The organism is Massilia jejuensis (assembly GCF_042656795.1).
GTDB classification, from domain to species: domain Bacteria; phylum Pseudomonadota; class Gammaproteobacteria; order Burkholderiales; family Burkholderiaceae_D; genus Telluria; species Telluria jejuensis.
In genome coordinates, this window is the sequence record NZ_JBHSMS010000057.1 from 1 (window position 1) to 23610 (window position 23610).

Genomic DNA, 23610 nt, shown 5'->3' on the forward strand with positions numbered 1-23610 from the left:
CTGCGTTCGCTCTTGCAAGCAGGGCAAGGCGGTGGCAGGCAAGCTGCGCCGTCGATCGCCTCGCACACCCGGTCCAGCCCGAGCGAGGGCCGTAGCGCCTGCACGAGGTGCGCACGCTGGCGCCTTGTCAATGTACTTAATTGCCTTAGCCATAGTGTGAAGCGTCTTGCCTGCATGCCAGACTCCGCTAGATGGTCGAATGGCAGTTCGACCTCGCTAGAGCCCAGCAGTTCAATTTCTACACGTAGCGGTGACAGCGCCAAATTCTTACAGGGGATGGGTGCCCCGGCGCCGGTCAGGACGATGGCGCCGGGTAGGTCGTCGCGCTTCGGGGCCGGTGGCCCGTGTTGCAAGGACGCCTTTTTCGGGGGCAGACCGGGCGCAGTTGCGCCGGCCGGCCGGGAGCGTCGCCTAGTCGTTCTTGACCACGATGCTGGGAAACTTGCTCGTCATGTCTTTCGCCCGCTCGGCCACCTTGACGGCCACCTTGCGTGCGATCGCCTTGTAGACGCTTGCCACGGCGCCGTCCGGATCGGCGACCACGGTCGGACGGCCCGAATCGGTCTGCTCGCGGATCGACATCGTCAGCGGCAGCGCGCCCAGGAAGTCGACGTTGAAATCCTTGCACATCTTCTCGCCGCCGCCATGGCCGAAGATCGCTTCGGTGTGGCCGCAGTTCGAACAGATATGGGTGCTCATGTTCTCGACGATGCCGATGATCGGGATGCCGACCTTTTCGAACATCTTCAAGCCCTTGCGCGCATCGAGCAGCGCGATATCCTGCGGCGTGGTGACGATCACCGCGCCCGTGACCGGCACTTTCTGCGACAGGGTCAGCTGGATGTCGCCGGTGCCTGGCGGCATGTCGACGATCAGGTAATCGAGGTTGCGCCAGTTGGTTTGCTCGAGCAGCTGCTGCAGCGCCTGGGTGACCATCGGGCCGCGCCAGACCATCGGCTCGTCCGGATCGATCATGAAGCCGATCGAGGACACCTGCACGCCGTGGTTTTCCAGCGGCTCCATGGTCTTGCCATCCACGCTGTCCGGACGCGCATTAATACCGAGCATCATCGGCTGGGAAGGGCCGTAGATGTCGGCGTCGAGGATGCCGACGCTCGCGCCTTCGGCGGCCAGGGCCAGGGCCAGGTTCACGGCGGTGGTCGATTTGCCGACGCCGCCCTTGCCCGACGCGACCGCGATGATGTTCTTCACGTTCGGCATGACCTTCAGGCCGCGCTGCACCGCGTGCGACAGGATCTTTACCTGAACGCTGACGCTGACGTTGCCCACGCCGGGAATGGTTTTCACGCCGTTGACGACGGCGGCGCGCAGCAGCGCGATCTGGCTCTTGGCCGGATAACCGAGTTCGAGGTCGAAAGCGACGTCGGCGCCGTCGACCTGGATGTTCTTGACCGATTTGGAGGACACGAAGTCCTTGCCCGTATTAGGATCGATGACCTTTGCCAGTGCGGCCTTGACGTCGTCTGCAGTGATGCTCATGTATTTCTCCAATGTGATGGCGCAGTGTAGCAAAAAATGCTGCACCCCTCCTCCATCAACTTCGCAAAACCCGGGAATACCCCCTGCGCGTTCAGGGCCATCCACTGGTAAAATGTTTTTTTTCATCCCTACAATAGCGTTTCGACCATGACCCGCAAGCTGTTCGTCACTACCGCCCTGCCCTACGCGAATGCCGCCTTCCACATCGGCCACATGATGGAGTACATCCAGGCCGACATCTGGGTCCGCTTCCAGCGAATGCAGCGCGATGGCGACGCACGGCGCCAGGTCCACTTCGTCTGCGCCGACGACACCCACGGCACGCCGATCATGATCGCCGCCGAAAAGGAAGGCATCACGCCGCAGGAATTCGTGGCGAAGATCGCCGCCGGCCGCGCCCAGTACCTGGACGGCTTCCATATCGCCTTCGACAACTGGTATTCGACCGATTCGCCGGAAAACGTCGATCTCTCGCAAGGCATCTACCGCAAGCTGCGCGACGCCGGCCTGATCGTCACGAAGACCGTCGACCGCTTCTTCGACCCGGTCAAGGGCATGTTCCTGGCCGACCGCAACATCAAGGGCGAATGCCCGCAATGCCACGCCAAGGACCAGTACGGCGACAACTGCGAAGTCTGCGGCGCCGCCTACGAGCCGACCGAACTGGTCAAGCCCTACTCGGTCTTCACCGGCTCGACCCCGATCCTCAAGCCCTCGGAGCAGTATTTCTTCAAGCTGTCCGACCCGCGTTGCTTCCACTTCCTGAAAGCGTGGCTGAACACCCCGGGCCGCCTGCAGCCGGAAATGGTCAACAAGGTCTCCGAGTGGCTGGGCGAAGACGGCGAAAAGCTGGCCGACTGGGACATTTCCCGTGACGCCCCCTATTTCGGCATCCCGATTCCCGATGCGCCGGGCAAGTTCTTCTATGTGTGGCTGGACGCGCCGGTCGGCTACCTGGCGTCGCTGAAGAATTATTTCGACAGGCAGGGCCTCGACTTCGGGGCCTTCCTGAACGACCCGCAGGCCGAGCAGGTCCACTTCATCGGCAAGGACATCGTGTCCTTCCACCTGCTGTTCTGGCCGGCCATGCTGCACTTCTCGGGCCACCCGATCATCGACAAGCTCAAGGTCGCCGTCCATGGGCACCTGACCGTCAACAACGAAAAGATGTCGAAATCGCGCGGCACCGGCATTTCGCCGCTGCGTTACCTGGAACTGGGCATGAATCCGGAATGGCTGCGCTATTACCTGGCCTTCAAACTCAATGCCCGGGTCGAGGACCTGGATTTCAACGGCGACGATTTCGTCGCCCGCGTCAACAGCGACTTGATCGGCAAGTATGTCAACATCGCCAGCCGCTGCGCCGGCTTCATCGCCAAGAAATTCGATGGCAAGCTGGCCACGTCCCTGTCCGATGGCGCCCGCGGCTGGATTGCCAAGGCCTTGACCGCCGACGGCGCCGAGCGCCAGGCCGCGATCGCGGCGAGCTTCGAGGCCCGCGAGTTCGGCCGCGCGCTGCGCGAAATCATGGAAATCGCCGACGTCACCAACCAGTTCGTCGACGAAAACAAGCCGTGGGTCCTGGCCAAGGACGCATCGAAACTGGCCGAACTGCACGAGGTCTGCACCACCGCGCTGATCCTGTTCCGCCAGCTGACGATCATGCTGTCGCCCGTGCTGCCGCAGGTGGCCGCGCGCGTCTCGGAATTCCTCGGCGACGCCGCCTTTTCCTGGGCCGATACGCAAGGCGCGGCCGTCCACGAGAGCATGCTCGGCCGTTCGATCGGCGCCTACCAACATCTGATGCAGCGCATCGACGCCAGGATGGTCGAGGACCTGTTCGACAAACCCGCCGTTGCCGATCCGGCCACGGTCGTGTCCAGCGCCGGGCTGGCGGCCGCCGCCCTGGCGCCGGTCGAAGCCGCGGCGCCCGCGGTCGCCGCCGGCATCGAAGAGCTCGCTCCTGAAATCTCGATCGACGATTTTTCGAAGATCGACCTGCGCGTCGCCCGCATCGTCCATTGCGAACACGTCGAAGGCGCCGGCAAGCTGCTGCGCCTGACGCTGGACGCGGGCGAAGGCCGCCACCGCAATGTGTTCTCGGGTATCAAATCGGCGTTCAAGCCCGAAGAGCTGGTCGGCAGGCTGACGGTGATGGTGGCTAACCTGGCGCCGCGCAAGATGAAGTTCGGCATTTCCGAAGGCATGGTGCTGTGCGCATCGAGCGCCGACGAGAAGGCGAACCCGGGCCTGTACCTGCTCGATCCGATGGCCGGCGCGGCCCCGGGCATGCGCATCCGCTGAGCCCGGCGCGCTTCGACAACGCCCCTGGAGCAGCCGTTCCCGGGGCGCATGGCGGCGTTATAATGCCGTTTTCCAAAAGAAACACGCGCCAGGATTGGCTGGAACCCGCCCTACAAACTCTTTAGAGAGGTAGCTAATAACATGACCGAACTCACTCCCCTCCGCCACATCCCGACCGCCAACGTGTTCCGCAAGGGCGACGTCTTCGTCCTCTTCGGCGAACTGTTCGGCCGCGGCTATGCGAACGGCCTCGTCGACGAGGCGCGCTCGGCGGGCATGACGATCGTCGGCATCACGGTCGGCCGCCGCGACGAAGGCGGGGCCCTGCGCGCCCTCAGCGCGGAAGAACACCTGGAAGCCGAAGAAAAACTGGGCGGACGCATCATCAATGTGCCGCTGATGGCCGGCTTCGACATGGACGCGCCCGAAGGCGAGCAGAATCCGACCGAAATGCTGGCCGGTATCCGCCTGCAGACCTGGCAGGAAGACAAGCTGGACTGGGAAAAGATCGAGCGCTGCCGCGAAGCCGGCGTGCGCCGCTTCACCACCAGCGCCGCCCAGGCCATGGACGAGATCGACAAACTGATCCCGGCGGGCGCGAACGTCTTCTTCGCCCACACCATGGCCGGCGGCATTCCGAAGATCAAGGCATTCCTGGCCATTGCCAACCGTATCTACAAAGGCCGCGGCGAACGCTTCATGTCCTCGCGCGCCCTGCTTGAAAGCGACCTGGGCAAGTTGATCCTGATGAATTTCGACGAAGTCACCGCCAACACGCTGAAATACCTGATCGACGCTTCGAGCAAGATCCGTACGCGCGTGGAGCAGGCCGGCGGCGAAGTGCGCTACACGGCCTACGGCTACCATGGCACCGAAATCCTCATCAAGGGCGAATACGTCTGGCAGACCTATACCAACTACACCCAGGGCTACGCCAAGATGCGCCTGGAAAGCGTAGCCCAGGCCGCGTGGAAGTCGGGCGTCTTCGCGACCGTCTTCAACTGCCCCGAGATCCGCACCAATTCTTCCGACATTTTCGTCGGCGTCGAGCTGTCGCTTTTCCCGCTGCTGATCGCGCTGAAAAAGGAAGGCGGCGGCGCCTGGGCCGACCGGCAGTGGCAGATCTGCCAGGATTTGCTGGGCGAAGGCACCTCGCTCGCGTCGCTGCTGGCGACCATCGAGCAGTACAACAACGACCCGACCAGCGCCCAGTTCCGCAACTTCGAAGCCTGGCCAATGGACAACACGCCGGCCCTGGCCGAGGTCATGATCGGTACCTCGGAAGCCATCACCGGCCTGCACAAGGACAAGAAAGCCCTGATCACCGACCACCTGTCGTCGCTGGTGCTGGAAGGCGCCGGTCCGCTGATGTTCCATGGCGCTTCGGAAAAAATCGCGCCCGTCGTGTGGCTGAACCACGACATCATCGCACGCCAGCTCAACGCGCTGCACCCCTAACCCTTGACGCCGGGACGCGTGGGCAGAACAATCTGCCTCGCCGTCCCGGCTCTCATTTTTACTGCACACACCCATGCCTAAATTTAACGGTTACGTATCCGACCACACGAAGTTCATCGAAGAGTTGAAGGCGAAGACGCCGGGTATGGAACAGCGCCAGCAGGAAGGCCGCTCGCTGCTGTGGGACAAGCTGCCGATTTCGCTCGACGAAGAAGCGCGCATCAAGCAGTCGCGCCTGCGCCAGAACGCCTATCCGTACCAGAACAAGTTCTGAAGGCCCGCGGCATGCTGCCTGAGCAGGCCGCGCCGGAAGCGCCGGCCGTCGACGCGGGTACCGGGCTTGCGGACGACGGCGCCTTGCCGCCGGCAGCGTCGGATGGCGCCGCCCTCGACGATGCCGCCGCGGCTGCGATCGCGCGCCTGTACGGCGAGCCGCTGCTGCGCATGCCCAACGACCTGTACATCCCGCCCGACGCGCTCGAAATTTTCCTCGACGCCTTCGAGGGTCCCCTCGACCTGCTGCTTTACCTGATCCGCAAGCAGAACTTCAACATCCTCGACATCCCGATGGCGCAGGTCACGCTGCAATACCTGGTGTATGTCGAGCAGATCCGCAAGAGCAACCTGGAACTCGCCGCCGAGTACCTGTTGATGGCGGCGATGCTCATCGAGATCAAGTCGCGCATGCTGCTGCCCAAGCGCGAAAACGACCTGGTCGAGGACGTGGGCGACCCGCGCGCCGAACTGGTACGGCGCCTGCTGGAGTACGAGCAGATCAAGATCGCCGCCCTCAACCTGGGCGCCATGCCGCAGGAAGGACGCGATTTCCTGCGGCCGTCGCTGCCGGTCGAGCAAAGCCTGGAGCCGGTGTGGCCCCAGGTCGATCCGCACGACTTGCAGCGCGCCTGGCTCGACGTGCTGCGCCGTGCCAGACTGACCCAGCACCACCGCATCGGACGCCAGGAATTGTCGGTGCGCGAGCACATGTCGGCCATCCTGCGCACCCTGCAGTCGCAGCGCTTCGTCGAATTCGGCGAACTGTTCGCCGGCCAGGAGACGGTGCCGATCGTCGTCGTGCACTTCGTCGCCCTGCTCGAGCTGGCCAAGGAAACCCTGGTCGAAATCACCCAGGCCGAACCGTTCGCGCCGATCTACGTGCGCCTGGCATACTCGCCGGCATGAGCCGAGCGAACAACTTTACGTATTCACACCATGAAAATCATCACGACCATTGAAGAGCTGCGCGACCAACTGCGCGGCCAGCTGCGCACCGCCTTCGTCCCGACGATGGGCAACCTGCACGAAGGCCACTTGTCGCTGATGCGCCTGGCGCGCAAGCACGGTGACCCGGTGGTCGCCTCGATCTTCGTCAACCGCCTCCAGTTCGGGCCGAACGAAGACTTCGACAAGTATCCGCGCACTTTCCAGGCCGACGTCGAGAAACTGGAAAAGGAAGGCGTCTACGTGCTGTTCGCGCCGACCGAGAAAGACCTGTATCCGGAGCCGCAGGAATACCGGGTGCAGCCGCCCGACATGCTGGGCAATACGCTGGAAGGCAAATTCCGCCCCGGTTTCTTCGGCGGCGTATGCACGGTCGTGACCAAGCTGTTCTCCTGCGTGCAGCCGCGCGTGGCCGTGTTCGGCAAAAAGGATTACCAGCAGCTGATGATCGTGCGCAACATGACGCGCCAGTTCGCGATGCCGACCGAAATCATCGGCGCCGAAACCTTTCGCGCCGACGATGGCCTGGCTTTGTCCTCGCGCAATATGTATCTCTCGCCCGACGAGCGCGCCGAGGCGCCGGCCCTGTATGCAGGCCTGAACTTCGTTGCCAACGAAATCCGCAGCGGCCATCTCGACCTCTTCTCGGTCGAGCGCGAAGCGATGGCCCAGCTGGCCGCGCGCGGCTGGAAGCCGGACTACATCTCGGTGCGCAAGCGCATCGACCTGCAGCCGCCCTCGGCCGGCGACCTGGCCGAAGGCGCACCGTTGGTCGTGCTGGCCGCAGCCAAGCTCGGCACTACGCGCCTGATCGACAATCTCGAAATCTGATCGCCGCGTCGAGGCCGGCGCGCCACGGCCGGCCTGATATTTTGCAAATAACTCTTAACTTTTTGCAACATCAAGCGTTGCCGTCTATACTGTGAGGCTATACGGCATGTACGCCGGACTTCGCCGGCCACCATGCCGTGATTTCGCCGCAAGGATTGCCTCCGTGACCGACACCTCGCTTCCCCTGCCCCGCAAGGGCCCGCCCCGTCCCGCGGACATGCTCGAGCGCATCACGCCGCAGGCCGCGCCGCATGAGATGCGCGACCCCTTCGACATCGGCGAGACCTTGTCGAACCTGGCCGACTCCGGCGAGGCCATGACGATCTATCCTGCGGGACTGGGCGCGCCGATGCTGGCGCGCATCGCCTCCGTGCATCCGGAAGACCCGCGCTTCACCTTCGACGTGGCCGGCGCGGGCCCGATTTCGCCCGGACGCGCGACCTTCGTGGCGGCGCTGGGAGGCAACGCCAAGCTGCAGTTCGAGCTCGAAAGCGACTGGGCCAGCCTGCCCGGCCAGCCGAACCTGGTGCCGGCCGTGTTCCCCGATACCTGCCTGGTCCTGAACCGGCGCGCCGCGCCGCGCCTCGACACGCCCGTCAACGGCAGCTACGCCGCCACCTTCACGCTCCTGAACAAGCTGTTCGAGCTGCCGCTGTGCGACTACTCGGTCGGCGGCGTCGGCCTGCGCGCCACGCCCGACCAGGCGGCGGAACTGTATCTGGGACGGAAATTGAAAAGCGTGCGCCTGCAGCTCGGGCCGGCGCTGGCGATCGTGGCCGACCTGGAAATCCGCCTGCTGCGGCCCTTCCGCAGCTTCTTGCTGGGCGAGCAGGTGCAGATCGGGTGCAGCATCGACAATATCGAGATGCAGATGTACCAGCACCTAGAGCGGCTGGTGACGTCGAATCGCGGACGAACCTGAAGCGGCCGGCGAAGTGCCGCCGCCGCGACCGGCGAAGGCTTGTCCTCCCGGCTACTGCGTCACCGCCTGCGCCCACGCCAGCGCCGACAGGTGCGCCTTGTTCACCTCCAGCGGGCTGATGTCGAGCGACCCCGCCAGCGAGCCCACCAGGTTCGAGCTCAGCTCGCAAGCCTCGGCCAGCGCCAGGTAGGGTCCGTACATCCCCTCGCGCGCCATCAGCGCGCGCACCACTTCCGGCGGTAGCGGGATGGTGTCGAGCACCTCCTTCATCGGCAGGCCGAGCAGGCGGTCGAGCAGCGAGAACATGCCGGCGACGAACAGGTGTTCGGCCTCGCCCTTCGGCAGCGCATGCAGCCCCAGCAGTTCGGTAAGGCGGCCGCGCACCACGGCCGTTTCCATCAGCACCGGCGAGTAGCCGCTCGCGCTGGCGCTGGCCAGCAGCATGGTCAGCCAGCGGTACAGGGGCGCATAGCCCATCAGGCTAATCGCCTGGCGGATCGACTGCACCTCGCGCCCCGCGCCGAAGCCGGCCGAGTTGATGTTGCGCAGCAGTTTATAGGTGAGCGCCGGGTCGCGTTTCAGCACGCTTTCGAGCTTCGGGATGTCGTCGTTGTTCTGCACCATCTGCATCAGTTGCAGGATGATGGCCTGGGCCGGGTTCAATCCCTTGACCGGATTGCCGGGGCGCGGGGTCAGGTGGAGCTTGCCGACGAAAGCGTCCAGGCCGAGCATGGCGCAGGCGTCGTAGTCGACCCAGTTGGTGACCGGGCGCCCGACCATGCGCAGCGCCGACTGCTTGGCGGCGGCATAGGCGCGCGCCTGCGCGGCCACGTCGGTGCCGGCGAAGCGCATCTCGAGGTGCGAGGCGTACGGTGCGAGTGCGGCCGTCAGGTGCTTGACCTCGAGGCCGCGCAGGGAAATGCCGACGCCGCCGGCGCGCACGGCCTGGATAGCGGCGCGCGCGCCCGGGTCCATCAGGTGGCGTGCCTGCAGGCTCAGGACGGTGCGCTCGGGCGGCAGCTCGAACAGGGCGTCGGTGGAGAGCATCGCCGGCACGGCGTCGAGGAACAGTTGCTTGTCGCGCAGCAGCCAGCCGTGCTCGGCATGGTTGACATGTTCGGCGACGAAGCCGACCAGTTCTTCGAGGTCGGCGTCCGGCGTCGCCTGCCCGCGCTGCTGCCAGAGTAATTCGTAGCCGATGACGCGCTGGGCGGAATCGAGCAACGGTTCGCGAACAATATAATTGGTGTGATGCATGGAAGTGGCCGCGATAAAACAAGGGCGGCGAGGCGCCGCCGGGTGCTCAGGTACTCAGAAGCCCAGGCTATCGAGCAGGTCGTCGACCTGGCCCTGGTTCGCCACCACCTCGAGATTGTTTTCCGGCTTGATCTGCGGGCCATTCAGCAAGCCACTGTCGAGCTCGCGCTTGATTTCGCTGGGGGCGAAATCGATCAGCACTTGCACCAGCTGCTTTTCCAGGTCTTGCGCGATCGAGGTGATCTTGCCGATCACCTGGCCGGTCAGGTCTTGGAAGTCCTGGGCCAGCATGATGTTCATCAGCTCGGCACGGGTGGCGGTGGCGGCGCGTTCGTTCTCCGCCATCATCGCGACGGTGCGCTCGGCCAGGGAGCGCAGGCCGCCATCGAGGGCGGCGTCGCTGTCGAGCAGTGCCTGCCAGGCGCCGCGCACGTCGGCGCTGCGACTTTCGACCGCATCCTGCAAGGGGCCGGCCGTATCGGTGGCGTCGAGCACGCGCTTGGCGGCCTGTTCCGACAGCCGCGCCACGTAATCGAGGCGGTCGCGCGCATCCGGGATGTCGCTCGCCGCTTTCTCGACCAGCTTGTCCAGGCCGAGTCCGCGCAGGCTGTCGTGCAGCGCACGCGTCATGTGGCCGACCCGGCTCAGGACTTCCTCGTGTGCAACCCCTTCCGAAGCAAACGCAGCGACCGGCTCGTGCATGATCAGGCCTTTTCCATTTTCTCGAAGATCTTGTTCAGTTTCTCGTCGAGGGTGGCCGCGGTGAATGGCTTCACCACATAGCCGCTCGCGCCGGCCTGGGCCGCCGCGATGATGTTTTCTTTCTTCGCTTCGGCCGTCACCATCAGCACCGGCAACTTGGCCAGCGCGGGATCGGCACGGATGTTTTGCAGCATCGTCAGACCGTCCATGTTGGGCATGTTCCAGTCCGAGACCACGAAGTCGAATGGTTCGCTGCGCAGCTTGGCCAGCGCCATCACGCCGTCTTCCGCTTCATCGACGTTGGCGTAGCCCAGTTCTTTCAACAAATTCCGGACGATACGGCGCATCGTCGAGAAATCGTCAACCACCAGGAAACGCATCTTTGGATCAGCCATGAAATACTCCGTTGATTCTTGTACTTAAGGTTAGTGTGGCTTGGGTCGCTGCGACAAGCAACCTCAAGAATAGCATTTTTGTTGCCGTACGGCGATAAAACAGAGAGAAAAGGCGCGATCCGGATCAAACGCGCAACGCTCGTCCGCCGTGGGCCGACAGGTGGTCGAGCACCAGGCCGGGCAAGGCCGTCAGCGGCGCCACTTCGTGGGCCGCGCCGATGGCGATCGCTTCGCGCGGCATGCCGAAGACGACGCAGGATGCCTCGTCCTGGGCAAAATTGTGCGCGCCCGCGTGCTTCATTTCCAGCATGCCGGCAGCGCCGTCCTTGCCCATGCCCGTCAGGATCACCCCGACCGCGTTCTTGCCGGCTGCCACGGCGGCCGAACGAAACAGCACGTCGACCGAGGGGCGGTGGCGGTTGACCGGGTCGGTCTGCTCGATCCTGGTCATGTAGTTGGCGCCCGAGCGCGTCAGCAGCAGATGCGAATGCCCAGGCGCGATATACGCGTGCCCCGGCAGCACCCGCTCGTTGCCGGCGGACTCGACCACGCTGATCTTGCACAGCGAATCGAGGCGGCGCGCGAACGAGGTGGTGAACCCTTCCGGCATGTGCTGGGCGATCAGGATGCCCGGGCAGTCCGAGGGCATCTGCATCAGGAATTCGCGGATCGCTTCGGTGCCGCCGGTGGAGGCGCCGATGATGATCAGTTTTTCCGACGAGATCAACGGGCTGCGCATCGAGGGCAGCGCCATGGTCGGCGCGGCGCTGACATTGGCGCGCTTGACGCGCGCGCGCGCGGCGGCGCGGATCTTGTCGGCGATGAGCTCGGTGTACTCGCGCATGCCGCTCTGGATCGAGATCTTCGGCTTGGTCACGAAGTCGACCGCGCCCAGCTCCAGCGCGCGCATCGTGATTTCCGAGCCGCGCTCGGTCAGCGAGGACACCATCAGCACCGGCATCGGGCGCAGGCGCATCAGCTTTTCCAGGAAGTCGAGGCCGTCCATCTTCGGCATCTCGACGTCGAGCGTGAGCACGTCCGGATTGGTTTTCTTGATCAGTTCGCGTGCGACGAGCGGGTCGGGCGCGGTGCCCACGACTTCCATGTCCGCTTGCGAATTGACGATCTCGCTCATGACGCTGCGGATCAGGGCCGAGTCGTCGACGATCAGGACCTTTATTTTCATGCGTTATCCTTCGGATCAGTACGGGTCAGAACAAGTCGATTTCGCCGCCCATCGGCTCGACCTTGAGGCGCTTGGCATAATCGAGTTCGCGCTTGGCCAGCGTATCGTTCTGGGTTTGCATCAATTTTTTCACCAGCACCTTGCCCGTCTTCGGGAAGAAGTACACCTTGCGCGGGTGGATGTCGTTCAAGTCTTCGGCCAGCACCGGGATGCGTTCGGTCTTGAGAAAACTCATTACGAACTCGGCGTTGCGCTGGCCCACGTTCATCGCGGTAAAGCCGCGCAGCACGGCGCCGCCGCCGAAGACCTTCGCTTCCAGGTGCTCGCGGCGGGCGCCCGCCTTCAGCAAGTCGTTGATCAGGATTTCCATGGCGAAGGTGCCGTAGCGCATGGACGCCGACACCGGGCTGGCGGCATCGCCGCCGTCGGGCAGCATGAAGTGGTTCATGCCGCCCAGGCCGGTGACGCGGTCGCGGATGCAGGCCGAGACGCAGGAGCCGAGCACGGTCACGATCAGCATGTTCTTGCCGGTGTAGTAGTACTCGCCCGGCAGGATCTTGGCCGCGTCGCAGTCGAAGGTGCGGTCATAGTAGACGTTGGTGGCAAAATGCTTGTTCGATTCCATGGCTTTCCGCAGGTCCCGCTCAGGCGCGACGGTCGTTGAGTTCGTAGACGGTCTTGCCGCGCAGGCGCAGCGAGTCGGAAACGTAGAGGAAGTTCTCGGAGTGGCCGGCGAACAGCAGTGCATGCGGCTTCATCAGCGGCACGAAGCGCGCCAGGATCTTGCGCTGGGTGTCCTTGTCAAAGTAGATCATCACGTTGCGGCAAAAGATCGCATCGAACTGGCCGCCGTTTTGCGTGCCGAGCGGCCAGCTGTCCGACAGCAGGTTCAACTGGCGGAAGGTGACCAGCTGGCGCAGTTCCGGACGCACCCGCACCATGCCTTCGTGGCGGCCCTTGCCGCGCAAGAAGAAGCGCTTCAGGCGTTCGGGCGAGATCTTGTCCACCCGGTCGAGCCCGTACATGCCTTCGCTGGCCGTGGCCAGCACGCTGGTGTCGATGTCGGTGGCGATGATCTCCACCTTCGGCGTGAGCGTATTGAAGGCTTCGCACAGCGTCATCGCGATCGAATACGGCTCTTCGCCGGTGGAACTGGCCGAGCACCAGATGGTCAAGGGCGCGCTGTTGTCGCGCCCGCGCAGCAATTGCGCATGGTCGGCCAGCAGCGGGAAGTGGTGCGCTTCTCGGAAGAACGAGGTCAGGTTGGTCGTCAGCGCGTTCGTGAAGGACTCGAATTCCTCGCCCAGGCGCCCTGCTTCCAGGTCGTCCAGGTATTTGCCGAAGGAGTGGATGCCGGTCGCGCGCAGGCGCCGCGCCAGGCGGCTGTAGACCATTTCCTGCTTGCTGTCGGCCAGCGAGATGCCGGCGCGGCTGTAGATCAGCGCGCGCACGCGCTCGAAGTCGGCGCGCGTGAAGTCAAATTCCTTGACTGTGTCGGAGGTGTGTAACGGCACTTTGCCTTACCTGTCTGTTCTGCCGGTCAACAAGACCGGCGATTGCGTTGCCCCGTGCCGTACGTGCAGGTGCGTTTCAAGCAGCCAGCTTGTCGTCGATGAGGCCCATTTCCGCGGACGACATCAAGCGGTCGATATCGACCAGGATCAGCATGCGCTCGTCGACCGTGCCCAGGCCGATCAGGTAGTCGCTGGAGAAGGCGCTGCCCATGTCCGGCGCGGGCTTGACCTGGTCCGGCGTGAGCGTGGTCACGTCCGAGACGCTGTCGACGACCATGCCCATGACGCGGCCGGCGATGTTCAGGATGATCACGACCGTGAACTGGTCGTAGGTCGGCGTGCCGAGATTGAACTTGATGCGCATGTCGACCACGGGAATGATGATGCCGCGCAGGTTGATCACGCCCTTGATGAATTCCGGGGCGTTGGCGATGCGGGTGACGGCTTCGTAGCCGCGGATCTCCTGCACCTTCAGGATGTCGATCCCGTACTCTTCCGAGCCGAGCGTGAAGGCCAGGTATTCGCTGCCGGCGCCTTCGATGTTCTGGGCCGTGATGTGGGTGAGGGACATAGTCATTCCTTGTTGATTGGGTTAAGAAGCCAGCGCCTCGTCGGCCATCTGGCGTGACGAGCGCACCAGCGCCGCCACGTCGAGGATCAGGGAAACGCCGCCGTCGCCGAGGATGGTGGCCCCGGAAATGCCGGCCACCTTGCGGTAGTTCGCTTCCAGGTTCTTCACCACCACGTGCTGCTGGCCGACCAGGTCGTCGATCAGGAGCGCGGCGCGCTTGCCTTCGGATTCCAGGATGACGGCGATGCCGTCGGCCGGGTCCCTGGCGCGCGCATCGATGCCGAACACGCCGTGCAATGCGATCAGGGGCAGGTACTCGCCCCGCACCTTCAGCACCTGGCCGCGGCCGGCGATCTCGCGCACGTCCTCGCGGCGCGGCTGCAGCGACTCGACCACGTAGCCTAATGGAAGGATATAGATTTCCTGACCGCAACGTATAGTCATCCCGTCCAAAATGGCGAGTGTCAGCGGTAAAGAGATCGAAATCGTGGTGCCGAAACCACGGGCGGAGCGGATATCGACCGAGCCACCCATCGAAGTGATGTTACGTTTGACAACATCCATGCCCACGCCGCGGCCCGAGACATCGGTGACGACGTCGGCCGTCGAAAAGCCCGGCGCGAAGATCAGTTGCCAGACTTCGCTGTCGCTCATCGACGCCGACACGGCCAGGCCGTTCTGCGCCGCCTTGGCCAGAATGCGTTCCCGGTTCAGGCCGGCGCCATCGTCGGCCACTTCGATGACGATATTGCCGCCCTGGTGGCCGGCCGACAGGAACAGGCGTCCCGCTTCCGATTTGCCGGCGGCCATGCGCGCGGCCGGCAATTCGATGCCGTGGTCGATGCTGTTGCGTACCAGGTGCGTCAGCGGGTCGACGATGCGCTCGATCAGGCCCTTGTCGAGCTCGGTCGCGGCGCCGTGGGTGATGAAGTCGACCTTCTTGCCGAGTTTTCCGGCGAGATCGCGCACCATGCGCGGGAAGCGCGAGAACACGAAGTCCATCGGCATCATGCGGATCGACATCACCGCTTCCTGCAATTCGTGGGTATTCCTGGTCAGCTGCGATACCGACGACAGCAGGCGCTCATGCAGCATCGGGTCGAGCCCGCTGGAGCGCTGTTCGATCATCGCCTGCGTGATGACCAGCTCGCCGATCAGGTTGATCAACTGATCGACCTTTTCGACCGAGACCCGGATCGAGGACGATTCGGCGCCCTTTTCGTCTTTCTTGCCGACCTTTTTTTCGACCGGCTCGGCGATGTCGGCGCCGGCCGCGGCTTGCGCGGCAGGCGCATCGACGCCGGCCAGGGCGCGGATCTGCTCGATCGGCTGGAAGAAGCCGTAGCCGCGTTCGTCGTCCGACAGGTCGGCCTGGGCGGCCGGTACGGCCTCGGCCGGGTCGAAGAAGCCATAGCCCTGCTCGTGCTCGATGCGGGCGCGTTCCAGCGCCTCGATCGCGGCTTGCTCGGGCGTGAGCGGCGGCGCTTCGAAAATCTTCAGGTCGTCCGGATCGAGCACGAAGGAGCAGATGGCGACGATATCGTCCAGGCGCTCGTGGGTGGTGACGACGAGCGCGCTGCGTCCGCCCTCCAGGGGCGTGACCGAGACGCGGCCCATCAGGCCGAGCTCGTCGACCAGGGCGTTCACGTCGCGCTGCTCGACCGAAGGCAGTTCGATCTTGTAGCGGTGCGCGCCCTCGCCGGTCTGCGCTTTCGGTTCGGCGTGCAGGAAGGATGGCGCAGGCGGCGAGGCGGCCGGCACCAGGCCTTCGGACAGGTCGTGCAGCATCATGCGCACGTTGGCGACCGTGTCCTGATCGACGTGGGCGCCGTTGCGGTGGCCGTCGAGCTGCATCTTGAGCGTATCCTTGGCGGCCAGGAAGGCGTCCACGTGCTGGCTCGTCAATGCCATCTCGCCCTTGCGGATGCGGTCCAGCAGCGACTCGAGCACGTGGGTCACCTCGCTCATGTCGGTGATGCCGAAGGTCGAGGCGCCCCCCTTGACGGAATGGGCGGTGCGGAAGATCGCGTTCAGGTCTTCGCTATCCGGGGCGGCCACGTCGACGCCCAGCAGCAGCCGTTCCATTTCGGCGAGCAGTTCCTCGGCTTCGTCGAAAAAGACCTGGTAAAACTGGCTGATGTCGATCGTCATGGGGAAATCCTGCGAAGAGACGCGTGCATGCGGCGCTGCGCCATGCCCTAGCCGATCACTTTCTTGACCACTTCGATCAGGCGCTGCGGATCGAAGGGCTTGACCAGCCAGCCGTTCGCACCGGCCGCGCGGCCCTTCGCTTTCATTTCGTCCGAGGATTCGGTGGTCAGCATCAGGATCGGCACCTTCTGGTACTCGGGCAAGCCGCGCAGATGCTTGATCAGCGACAGGCCGTCCATGCGCGGCATGTTCTGGTCGGTCAGCACCAGGTCGACGACCTGGTTCTTCGCCTTGTCGAGGCCATCCTGGCCGTCGACCGCTTCGATCACCTGGTAGCCGGCGGCCTTCAGGCTGAACGCCACCATCTGGCGCAGCGAGCTGGAATCGTCGACCGCGAGAATTGTTTTAGCCATGTTTGCTCCTGCTGTTTTCTTGATGTGTGAGGGCGGACGAATTGTCAGAACAATTCGATGTCGCCGCTTTCGAGGTGCCGTTGTTCGACCGATTTGCGCAGCACGCTGCGCAGCTCGAGCGACTGGATCGCCAGCGCCATGCTGACCTTGCCCAAACGCTCGACGATTTCGTCGCTGCCCGTGTCGGCCTGGATATCGGCGCCGTGCTGGTCGAGCGTGCCGAGGAATTCGCGCAAGCCGGTCACGCGCTTCAGGGTACGCTCGATCAACTGGCTCGTCATGTCCTGGAACTGCATGCTGGTGATCGCCGTGTTGACGTGGGTGCCGATTTCGCCCGACATCGCCGCCAGCTTCGCCGTTTCCTCGGGCGTGGGCATGCCGCCGGCGAGCAGGCGGTCGATCGCTTCCTGGCGTGCGCCGACCGCGCTATGGATGGCGATGAAGCTGCCGGTGAGCTTGTCGACTGCTTCCTCGAGCAGCAGTTCGGTCTGCAGCAAGTCGGTTTCGACTTCATTCAGGTGGCGTCGGCCGTGCGCCGACACGCCCGACAGCAGGCGTTTTACATGCGAACCTAAAATTTTTTTTCTTGTCATTCTGTCCTCCTGGCCCGGAGCGTGCGGGCGCATGCCTTGGCGCTTATCTGGTCGCGGCGACGACGGCCTGCGCCGCCGCCTTGCCGTCCTCGGCCGGCACGTCGAGCGTGGCGGCGTCGCGCATGACGGCCTCTTCGGTGCGCTTGTTCATCACGATGATGCTGATGCGGCGGTTGATCGGATTGAAGGGATCGGCGCGGTCGAGCGGCGCGGCCGCGGCCAGGCCTACCACGCGCAGGATCTTCTCGTCGGCCAGGCCGCCGACCACCATCGCGCGGCGCGAGGCGTTGGCGCGGTCGGCCGAGAGCTCCCAGTTGCTGTAGCCGGCGTCGCTGGAATACGGGGTCGAATCGGTGTGCCCGGACAGGCCGATGCGGTTCGGCACGTCGTTGAGGACCATGCCGAGCACGTGCAGGATATCGCTGGTGTAGGGCTGCAGCGTCGCTTTCGCCAGCGCGAACATCGGGCGGTTCTGCTCGTCCACGATCTGGATGCGCAAGCCTTCGCTGGTGATGTCGAGCAGCAGCTGGTTCTGGTATTTCTTCAGCGTCGGATTGGCTTCGATGACCGATTCGATCTTCGCCTTCAGGCTTTTCAGGCGCTCGCCCTCGGCCTTTTCGAGTGCGGCCTTGGCCGCGTTCAGGTCGTAGGTCTTCTTGTCGGGTTCGATGTCGCCCTTCTTCACCTGGCCATTGCGGCGCGTGAGGTCGGTGCCGCCGCCCTTGATGACCGAGGAGCTGTCGCCGGAACCGGAGCCGCCTTCCATCGCCACCTTGAGGGGATTCTTGAAGAATTCCGAGATGCCGTCGAGGTCGCCCTTGGAGGTCGAGCCGAGCAGCCACATCAGCAGGAAGAACGCCATCATCGCCGTCACGAAGTCGGCGTAGGCGATCTTCCAGGCGCCGCCGTGATGCCCGCCAGCGGTCTTCTTGATCCGCTTGACGATGATCGGGCGCATTCCCTCGTCAGCCATGGCGATTCCGTCGGGTGTTCGGGTCAGGGGAAATGGAAGAGGACACGCTTATTTGCTCTTCGACTTCTTGATATGCTCTTCGAGCTCGGCGAAGGTCGGGCGCTCGGTCGAGTACAGTACCTTGCGGCCGAATTCCACCGCCAGCGCCGGCGCGTAGCCGTTCAGGCTGGCCAGCAGGGTGACTTTCACGCACTGGAACATCTTGCTCGACTCGTCCAGCTTTTGCTCCGCCAGGCTCGACAGCGGCGCGACGAAGCCATACGCCAGCAGAATGCCGAGGAAGGTGCCGACCAGCGCTTTCGCGATCAGGATGCCGAGTTCGGCCGGCGGAATGCCGACCGACTCCATCGTGTGCACCACGCCCATGACGGCGGCGACGATGCCGAAGGCCGGCAGGCCGTCGCCGAGCTTGGCGATGACATGGGCCGGCACCGCCCCCTCGTGGTGGTGGGTCTCGATCTCGTTGTCCATCAGATTCTCGATCTGGAAGGCGTCCATGTTACCGGAGACCATCAGGCGCAGGTAATCGGCCATGAATTCGATGATGTGGTGGTCGGCCAGTACCAGCGGGTATTTCGAAAACAGCGGACTGGCTTCCGGCGATTCGATATCGCCCTCGATCGACATCAGGCCTTCCTTGCGCACCTTGGACAGGACGTCGAACAGCAGCGACATCAGCTCCATGTACATCTCGCGCGTGTACGGCGAGCCCTTGAACAGGCCGGGCAGCGCCTTCATGGTCGCCTTGATCGACTTGTTGTTGTTACCGACAAAGAATGCGCCGACGGCCGCGCCGCCGATCATCAGCAGTTCGATCGGCTGGAACAAAATGGCCGCGTGCCCGCCGGCCAGGATGAAGCCGCCGAACACCGAGGCGCAGACGATGACGTAACCAATAATGACTAACAAGACACTTGCTCCAGAAGGCGGCCAGGCAGAATGCCCGAAGGTCCAGGATTCCGAGACAATGTATCTCAGAAAAAATATTTACGCAGGGAACTACTCCAGCTCGAACAATAGCTGGAGAATGGCCTGTGGGCAAGTAAAAAGGCCGGATCTGTGGTCTAAAAGTGCCAGATATAGAGAGTTCGACCCGTATCGTGCAGAAACAGCGATGCGTTCGGGGGCGCTTCCGGAATGGCGAATTCATAACTCATCAATATGCTGCCCGCACGCATCTCGCGCCGCGCCTTGCGCCACAGCGCCGTCATCGCCGCCGGCGACAGGTAGGCGAAGATGGCGTCGTAGCGGCCAAAGTCGAGCGACTCGTAGTCGCCGCGGATAAAACGGGCGCGGCTGCCGCTGAGCCTTGCGCGCAGATGGCTGGCCAGCCAGGGCAAGGGCGCCAGCTCGATGCCCGTCACTTGCGCATCCGGACGCCGCCGCGCCAGCTCCATGACCAGGCCGCCGAGGCCGCTGCCGATGTCGATCACGGACACGCCGCTCCCCTGCGGCAGCTGCGCGGCCACCGCCGCCCAGGCCGCCTTGCCGGACGGGTAATACGGCACCTGGGTGCGGAAGGTCGACCAGTAGAGCGCCAGCATGAAGAGGAACACGGCCAGGAACAGCCAGGGCGGCAGCGCCAGCTTGCCCGTCCCGTACAGCGCCGGCGGGAACAGCAGGCAGATCGCGACCCACCACCAGGCCAGGCGCCAGCGCCAGGTCAGCGCGGCGGCGAATACGCCTTGCAGGATGGCGGCCGCGAGATAGGACGGCTGGGCGCCGGCACGCGCCAGCAGGTAGACGGCAAGCAAGGTCAGGGGAAAGGCGGCGCACTGGCAGAGCAGCGCGCGTACCGCCGGTGCGCGCAGGAGGCGAAGCGTCACGGGCGCAGCGTCACGGCGAAACGGCCAGGCGGCGGCTCAGGGCTGGCCCTGGGCATCCTGGCGGGCGGCCGCTTGCGCGGCGTCAAGCGCGGCCGCGTCCTTTGCCTTGCGCGTCTTGCCGGCGCGCGAAGGCATGTGGCACAGGCCGCACAGGTAGTCGCTGTTCAGGTCGAAGGTATTGACGACGAACTTGCCCTTGCACTTGCCGCAGGGCGCGAGCGCCAGCATATTGCTCTGGAAGAAGCGTACGAGGGTCCAGGCGCGCGTCAGCGACAGCAAGGGCTCTTCGCCCGGCACGGCTGGCATCTGTTCGAGATAGAGCTTATAGGCCTTCATCACCGCCTGCACACCGGTGGCGCCGGCATGTTCGACCAGGAAATTATGAATATTGATGAACAGCGAGGAGTGGATGTTCGGTTGCCAGGTCAGGAACCAGTCCGTCGAAAACGGCAGCATCCCCTTGGGAGGCGACATGCCCTTGAGTTCCTTGTACAGCTTGATGAGGCGCTCGCGCGAGAGCGAGACCTCGCTTTCCAGCAGCTGCAGGCGGGCGCCCAATGTAATCAGCTCGATGGCGAGCTGGATTTCCTGCGCTTCCGATACGACGCTTTTTTTACTCATCCCACGGCTCCGGCTTTTCTCCCGGCTATCCTACACCATCGGCTAGAGCTCAGCGGGATATTACAATGTGTCTCAGCAGAAATATTTTCGCTGACGGGATTTAAGCAATCTCTTCGGCAGGCTGGCCGGCCATCAGGATGGCGGCATGCGACTGTGCGAGCGCGCGGTCCTTGGTGTGGCTGGTCAGCATCGACAGGATGGCGGTGTCGTCGAAGCGGAAGCGGGCCAGCATCATGTTACCCCCGGCAAGCTTCAGGATCTGGGCATTGCTCATGCCTTCGATCAGGTCGGCGATGTCGGCCGAGATGCCGAGACGGAAAATGGCAGTGACCTTGTCGGCGCGGATCATTTGCTGGGCCAGCATCAGGTAGCTCAGGTTGGCGTCCCGGATTTCAGCCATCATGTCGTTTACAGTCATTTTTCTTCTCCATCCCGTTGAACCTGGCGCTAATGTGTGTTGCCAGTGAGATAGATTCTGACCGTGGAGAAACATTTGGGAAATCGGACAGACCCTGTATTTTGGGTCCGGTAAACACGGATGCGCCCGTAGGAGTTTGTCTGACAAACCCAGGCTGGAAGAGGATGCGCCCCTATGAAACGAGGGACTGAAGCGGTCTTACAAAGTGCACTGTACGAACCGAATGAACGGCAGCCAAATTCTTCATTTGTTGGTTTACGTCAACAATTTTCAGAACTTGAGGGTGGAATCGGACTTTTTTACCGTCCGTTTCTTGCCTGATACACCTTTAACGGCAGCACTTCGAAGAACTTTAGGGCGATTTCAAATTATTTTTCGATTATTTTCGGTCACGCTCCAGCGCTTCTGACTCTTTTACGGCGGCCTCAGCTGGAACTTTAGGGTGCGAGGTAAAAAAATTTTCAAAAATCCGGAACATGGCCGCAGCGCTGACCCGGCCCCGCGAAAGATAACGATCCGTCATCGCGACGGTGCCGCCGGGCGGCTTTCTTGCTACACTCCGGCCCACGCCGGCGGCGCCCCGAGCCCCGCTCCCTGACTCCTCACCCATCTACCATGAGCGAACCTTCGATTACCCGCGCCGACTGCGTCCTGCGCGACGCCGACGATCCACTGGCGCCGCTGCGCGAGCGCTTCGACCTGCCCGCCGGCGTCATCTACCTGGACGGCAATTCCCTGGGCGCCCGTCCGCGCGCGGCGCTGGCGCGCGCCCAAGAGGTGGTGGCCCGGGAGTGGGGCCAGGACCTGATCAGGAGCTGGAACACGGCCGGGTGGTTCGATCTGCCCAAGCGCCTCGGCCAGCGCCTGGCGCCGCTGCTCGGCGCGCAGCCGTCCGAAGTGGCCGTCACCGACACCACCTCGCTCAACCTGTTCAAGGCGCTGGCCGCCGCCGTGCGCATCCAGGCCGAGGGGCCGCAGTCCGGCCGGCGCGTGCTCGTCACCGAGCGCAGCAACTTCCCGACCGATATCTACATGGCCGAAGGCCTGGCCGAGTGGCTCGGGCGTGGCTACCGCGTGCGCCTGGTGGACAGCGTCGAGGAACTGCCCGCCGCCATCGACCAGGAGTGCGCCGTCGTCATGCTGACCCATGTGAACTACCGGACCGGCTACCAGCACGACATGGCGGCCCTCACCCGCCATGCGCACCGATCCGGTGCACTGATCGTGTGGGACCTGGCCCACTCGGCGGGCGCCGTGCCGCTCGACCTGAACGCCGCGCAAGCCGACTTCGCCGTGGGCTGCACCTATAAATACCTGAACGGGGGTCCCGGCTCGCCGGCCTTCATCTGGGTACCGCAGCGCCATCAGGCGCGCTTCGCCCACCCCCTCACCGGCTGGTGGAGCCATGCCAGGCCCTTCGCGATGGCGCACGGCTTCGCTCCCGCCGACGGCATCGGCCGCGCCCTGTGCGGCACCCAGCCGGTGGTCTCGCTGGCCCTGGTCGAATGCGGCCTCGAAATATTCGAAGAAACGAGCATGGACGCCGTCCGCGCCAAGTCGCTCGCCTTGACCGACCTCTTCATCGACCTGGTGGAGGCGACCTGCGCCGGTCACCCGCTGGGCCTGGTCACGCCGCGCGAGCACGCCCGGCGCGGCAGCCAGGTCGGTTTCACCCATCCCCATGGCTACGCCGTGATGGCCGCCCTGATCGCGCGCGGGGTGATCGGCGACTACCGCGAACCCGAGATCATGCGCTTTGGCTTCACGCCGCTCTACACCCGTTTCGTCGATGTCTGGGACGCGGTGGCGGTCCTGAAGGATATCCTCGACCGGGAAGACTACGACGTGGCCGCCGAACGCGGCGCAGTGACGTGAACGAGCACGAGGCGCACATGGACGACACCGACAAGAAGGCGCCCGACTGGCACGGCGCGACAATGGATTTCCGGGAGTCGATGAGCTATGGCGACTACCTGGGCCTGGACCAGCTCCTGTCGGCGCAGCACCCGCGCTCGCCGAACCACAACGAGATGCTGTTCATCATCCAGCACCAGACCAGCGAACTCTGGATCAAGCTGATGCTGCACGAACTGCACGCCGTGCGCCTCCACCTGCGCGCCGGCGCACTCGACCCGGCCTTCAAGATGCTGGCGCGCGTGGCCCGCATCATGGACCAGCTGGTACATGCCTGGGACGTGCTGGCGACCATGACGCCCTCCGAATACACGGCGATCCGGCCCTACCTGGGCGCGTCCTCGGGCTTCCAGTCGCACCAGTACCGCGAGCTCGAATTCATCCTCGGGAACAAGAACGCGGCCCTGCTGGCGGTGCACGAAAAGAATCCGCCGGCCCACGCGGCGCTGAGCGCGGCCCTGGCGGCGCCCTCGATCTACGACGAAGCGGTGCACCTGCTGGCGCGCAGCGGCCATGTCATCGCGCCGGAGCGCCTGGCCCGCCCGCCCGGCGAGCCCACCGTCCGGGACGACTCGGTGCAGGCGGCCTGGCTCGCCGTCTACCAGGATCCCGACCGGCACTGGGGCCTGTACGAGCTGGCCGAAAAGCTGGTCGACCTCGAGACCGCCTTCCGCTTCTGGCGCTTCCGCCACGTGACCACGGTCGAGCGCATCATCGGCTTCAAGACCGGCACCGGCGGCACCGCCGGCGTGAGCTACCTGCGCAAGATGCTCGACGTGGTGCTGTTCCCGGAACTGTTCGCGCTGCGCACGGCGCTGTAAGCGCGCCGTCGACCGCCCC

General features: G+C 64.1%; 23 protein-coding genes and 1 pseudogene. 8 read left to right on the forward strand and 16 right to left on the reverse strand.

Annotated features, from left to right (window positions below; translation table 11 throughout):
• Positions 1–411: 411 nt before the first annotated feature.
• The gene (gene apbC / locus ACFPOU_RS17190; RefSeq protein ID WP_379723876.1) at positions 412–1500 is read right to left on the reverse strand and encodes an iron-sulfur cluster carrier protein ApbC; all 1089 of its coding nucleotides are present in this window, start codon (positions 1498–1500) and stop codon (positions 412–414) included.
• Positions 1501–1632: 132 nt separating this feature from the next.
• Here apbC and metG point away from each other — a divergent pair.
• The 6 genes and pseudogenes from metG to ACFPOU_RS17220 form a co-directional block, all read left to right on the forward strand.
• Positions 1633–3804, forward strand: a pseudogene (gene metG / locus ACFPOU_RS17195) (methionine--tRNA ligase); the annotation flags it as partial.
• Positions 3805–3945: 141 nt separating this feature from the next.
• Positions 3946–5262 carry an enoyl ACP reductase FabMG family protein gene (locus tag ACFPOU_RS17200; RefSeq protein WP_379723879.1) on the forward strand — a complete coding sequence of 439 codons (1317 nt, stop codon included), beginning with the start codon at positions 3946–3948 and terminating at the stop codon, positions 5260–5262.
• Between the two features lie 73 nt (positions 5263–5335).
• Positions 5336–5536, forward strand: a complete 201-nt coding sequence (locus ACFPOU_RS17205; RefSeq protein WP_379723882.1) for a DUF3460 family protein — start codon at positions 5336–5338, stop codon at positions 5534–5536.
• An 11-nt stretch (positions 5537–5547) separates the two neighbouring features.
• The gene (locus ACFPOU_RS17210; protein WP_379723885.1) at positions 5548–6444 is read left to right on the forward strand and encodes a segregation and condensation protein A; all 897 of its coding nucleotides are present in this window, start codon (positions 5548–5550) and stop codon (positions 6442–6444) included.
• Between the two features lie 30 nt (positions 6445–6474).
• A complete protein-coding gene (panC, locus tag ACFPOU_RS17215; RefSeq protein WP_379723888.1) occupies positions 6475–7314 on the forward strand; it encodes a pantoate--beta-alanine ligase in 840 nt (279 codons plus the stop codon).
• A gap of 163 nt (positions 7315–7477) precedes the next feature.
• On the forward strand, positions 7478–8236 hold the full coding sequence (locus ACFPOU_RS17220) for a PilZ domain-containing protein (protein WP_379723891.1): 759 nt from the start codon (positions 7478–7480) through the stop codon (positions 8234–8236).
• 51 nt (positions 8237–8287) lie between these two features.
• On the opposite strand, the gene ACFPOU_RS17225 is transcribed toward ACFPOU_RS17220, so the two are convergent.
• The 15 genes from ACFPOU_RS17225 to flhD form a co-directional block, all read right to left on the reverse strand.
• Positions 8288–9493 carry an EAL and HDOD domain-containing protein gene (locus tag ACFPOU_RS17225; protein WP_379723894.1) on the reverse strand — a complete coding sequence of 402 codons (1206 nt, stop codon included), beginning with the start codon at positions 9491–9493 and terminating at the stop codon, positions 8288–8290.
• A 54-nt stretch (positions 9494–9547) separates the two neighbouring features.
• Positions 9548–10195, reverse strand: a complete 648-nt coding sequence (gene cheZ / locus ACFPOU_RS17230; protein WP_379723897.1) for a protein phosphatase CheZ — start codon at positions 10193–10195, stop codon at positions 9548–9550.
• A gap of 2 nt (positions 10196–10197) precedes the next feature.
• Positions 10198–10590: a chemotaxis response regulator CheY gene (cheY, locus tag ACFPOU_RS17235; protein ID WP_379723901.1), complete on the reverse strand. Its 393-nt coding sequence runs from the start codon at positions 10588–10590 to the stop codon at positions 10198–10200.
• Positions 10591–10714: 124 nt separating this feature from the next.
• Entirely contained in the window at positions 10715–11776 is a 1062-nt protein-coding gene (locus ACFPOU_RS17240; RefSeq protein WP_379723904.1) for a protein-glutamate methylesterase/protein-glutamine glutaminase, read from the reverse strand.
• 25 nt (positions 11777–11801) lie between these two features.
• Positions 11802–12401: a chemoreceptor glutamine deamidase CheD gene (cheD, locus tag ACFPOU_RS17245; RefSeq protein WP_379723907.1), complete on the reverse strand. Its 600-nt coding sequence runs from the start codon at positions 12399–12401 to the stop codon at positions 11802–11804.
• 19 nt (positions 12402–12420) lie between these two features.
• Positions 12421–13290 carry a CheR family methyltransferase gene (locus ACFPOU_RS17250; protein WP_379723909.1) on the reverse strand — a complete coding sequence of 290 codons (870 nt, stop codon included), beginning with the start codon at positions 13288–13290 and terminating at the stop codon, positions 12421–12423.
• A gap of 76 nt (positions 13291–13366) precedes the next feature.
• Positions 13367–13861: a chemotaxis protein CheW gene (locus ACFPOU_RS17255; RefSeq protein ID WP_379723911.1), complete on the reverse strand. Its 495-nt coding sequence runs from the start codon at positions 13859–13861 to the stop codon at positions 13367–13369.
• Between the two features lie 21 nt (positions 13862–13882).
• The gene (gene cheA / locus ACFPOU_RS17260) at positions 13883–16012 is read right to left on the reverse strand and encodes a chemotaxis protein CheA (protein ID WP_379723914.1); all 2130 of its coding nucleotides are present in this window, start codon (positions 16010–16012) and stop codon (positions 13883–13885) included.
• A 47-nt stretch (positions 16013–16059) separates the two neighbouring features.
• Positions 16060–16425 carry a response regulator gene (locus tag ACFPOU_RS17265; protein WP_379723917.1) on the reverse strand — a complete coding sequence of 122 codons (366 nt, stop codon included), beginning with the start codon at positions 16423–16425 and terminating at the stop codon, positions 16060–16062.
• A 44-nt stretch (positions 16426–16469) separates the two neighbouring features.
• Positions 16470–17018, reverse strand: coding sequence for a chemotaxis protein (locus ACFPOU_RS17270; protein WP_379723920.1), 549 nt, complete (start codon positions 17016–17018; stop codon positions 16470–16472).
• A gap of 43 nt (positions 17019–17061) precedes the next feature.
• Positions 17062–17991, reverse strand: coding sequence for a flagellar motor protein MotB (motB, locus tag ACFPOU_RS17275; protein WP_379723923.1), 930 nt, complete (start codon positions 17989–17991; stop codon positions 17062–17064).
• 48 nt (positions 17992–18039) lie between these two features.
• On the reverse strand, positions 18040–18900 hold the full coding sequence (gene motA, locus ACFPOU_RS17280; protein WP_379723926.1) for a flagellar motor stator protein MotA: 861 nt from the start codon (positions 18898–18900) through the stop codon (positions 18040–18042).
• Between the two features lie 155 nt (positions 18901–19055).
• On the reverse strand, positions 19056–19817 hold the full coding sequence (locus ACFPOU_RS17285) for a class I SAM-dependent methyltransferase (protein WP_379723929.1): 762 nt from the start codon (positions 19815–19817) through the stop codon (positions 19056–19058).
• A gap of 36 nt (positions 19818–19853) precedes the next feature.
• Positions 19854–20438, reverse strand: coding sequence for a flagellar transcriptional regulator FlhC (gene flhC / locus ACFPOU_RS17290; RefSeq protein ID WP_379723932.1), 585 nt, complete (start codon positions 20436–20438; stop codon positions 19854–19856).
• A 100-nt stretch (positions 20439–20538) separates the two neighbouring features.
• Positions 20539–20856 (reverse strand): flagellar transcriptional regulator FlhD, encoded by a 318-nt coding sequence (flhD, locus tag ACFPOU_RS17295; RefSeq protein ID WP_379723935.1) that lies wholly within the window; start codon positions 20854–20856, stop codon positions 20539–20541.
• A 615-nt stretch (positions 20857–21471) separates the two neighbouring features.
• Here flhD and kynU point away from each other — a divergent pair.
• Together kynU and kynA are read left to right on the forward strand one after the other, a co-directional pair.
• Positions 21472–22731: a kynureninase gene (kynU, locus tag ACFPOU_RS17300; RefSeq protein WP_379723938.1), complete on the forward strand. Its 1260-nt coding sequence runs from the start codon at positions 21472–21474 to the stop codon at positions 22729–22731.
• 17 nt (positions 22732–22748) lie between these two features.
• The gene (gene kynA, locus ACFPOU_RS17305) at positions 22749–23591 is read left to right on the forward strand and encodes a tryptophan 2,3-dioxygenase (protein ID WP_379723941.1); all 843 of its coding nucleotides are present in this window, start codon (positions 22749–22751) and stop codon (positions 23589–23591) included.
• Positions 23592–23610 lie beyond the last annotated feature (19 nt).

Excerpts from the sequence above, each read along its gene's own strand:
- apbC (WP_379723876.1), bottom strand. The coding sequence starts at position 1,500 with ATGAGCATCACTGCAGACGACGTCAAGGCCGCACTGGCAAAGGTCATC.
- ACFPOU_RS17200 (WP_379723879.1), top strand. The coding sequence starts at position 3,946 with ATGACCGAACTCACTCCCCTCCGCCACATCCCGACCGCCAACGTGTTC.
- ACFPOU_RS17205 (WP_379723882.1), top strand. The coding sequence starts at position 5,336 with ATGCCTAAATTTAACGGTTACGTATCCGACCACACGAAGTTCATCGAA.
- ACFPOU_RS17210 (WP_379723885.1), top strand. The coding sequence starts at position 5,548 with ATGCTGCCTGAGCAGGCCGCGCCGGAAGCGCCGGCCGTCGACGCGGGT.
- panC (WP_379723888.1), top strand. The coding sequence starts at position 6,475 with ATGAAAATCATCACGACCATTGAAGAGCTGCGCGACCAACTGCGCGGC.
- ACFPOU_RS17225 (WP_379723894.1), bottom strand. The coding sequence starts at position 9,493 with ATGCATCACACCAATTATATTGTTCGCGAACCGTTGCTCGATTCCGCC.
- cheZ (WP_379723897.1), bottom strand. The coding sequence starts at position 10,195 with ATGCACGAGCCGGTCGCTGCGTTTGCTTCGGAAGGGGTTGCACACGAG.
- cheY (WP_379723901.1), bottom strand. The coding sequence starts at position 10,590 with ATGGCTGATCCAAAGATGCGTTTCCTGGTGGTTGACGATTTCTCGACG.
- ACFPOU_RS17240 (WP_379723904.1), bottom strand. The coding sequence starts at position 11,776 with ATGAAAATAAAGGTCCTGATCGTCGACGACTCGGCCCTGATCCGCAGC.
- cheD (WP_379723907.1), bottom strand. The coding sequence starts at position 12,401 with ATGGAATCGAACAAGCATTTTGCCACCAACGTCTACTATGACCGCACC.
- ACFPOU_RS17255 (WP_379723911.1), bottom strand. The coding sequence starts at position 13,861 with ATGTCCCTCACCCACATCACGGCCCAGAACATCGAAGGCGCCGGCAGC.
- cheA (WP_379723914.1), bottom strand. The coding sequence starts at position 16,012 with ATGACGATCGACATCAGCCAGTTTTACCAGGTCTTTTTCGACGAAGCC.
- ACFPOU_RS17265 (WP_379723917.1), bottom strand. The coding sequence starts at position 16,425 with ATGGCTAAAACAATTCTCGCGGTCGACGATTCCAGCTCGCTGCGCCAG.
- ACFPOU_RS17270 (WP_379723920.1), bottom strand. The coding sequence starts at position 17,018 with ATGACAAGAAAAAAAATTTTAGGTTCGCATGTAAAACGCCTGCTGTCG.
- motB (WP_379723923.1), bottom strand. The coding sequence starts at position 17,991 with ATGGCTGACGAGGGAATGCGCCCGATCATCGTCAAGCGGATCAAGAAG.
- flhC (WP_379723932.1), bottom strand. The coding sequence starts at position 20,438 with ATGAGTAAAAAAAGCGTCGTATCGGAAGCGCAGGAAATCCAGCTCGCC.
- flhD (WP_379723935.1), bottom strand. The coding sequence starts at position 20,856 with ATGACTGTAAACGACATGATGGCTGAAATCCGGGACGCCAACCTGAGC.
- kynU (WP_379723938.1), top strand. The coding sequence starts at position 21,472 with ATGAGCGAACCTTCGATTACCCGCGCCGACTGCGTCCTGCGCGACGCC.
- kynA (WP_379723941.1), top strand. The coding sequence starts at position 22,749 with ATGGACGACACCGACAAGAAGGCGCCCGACTGGCACGGCGCGACAATG.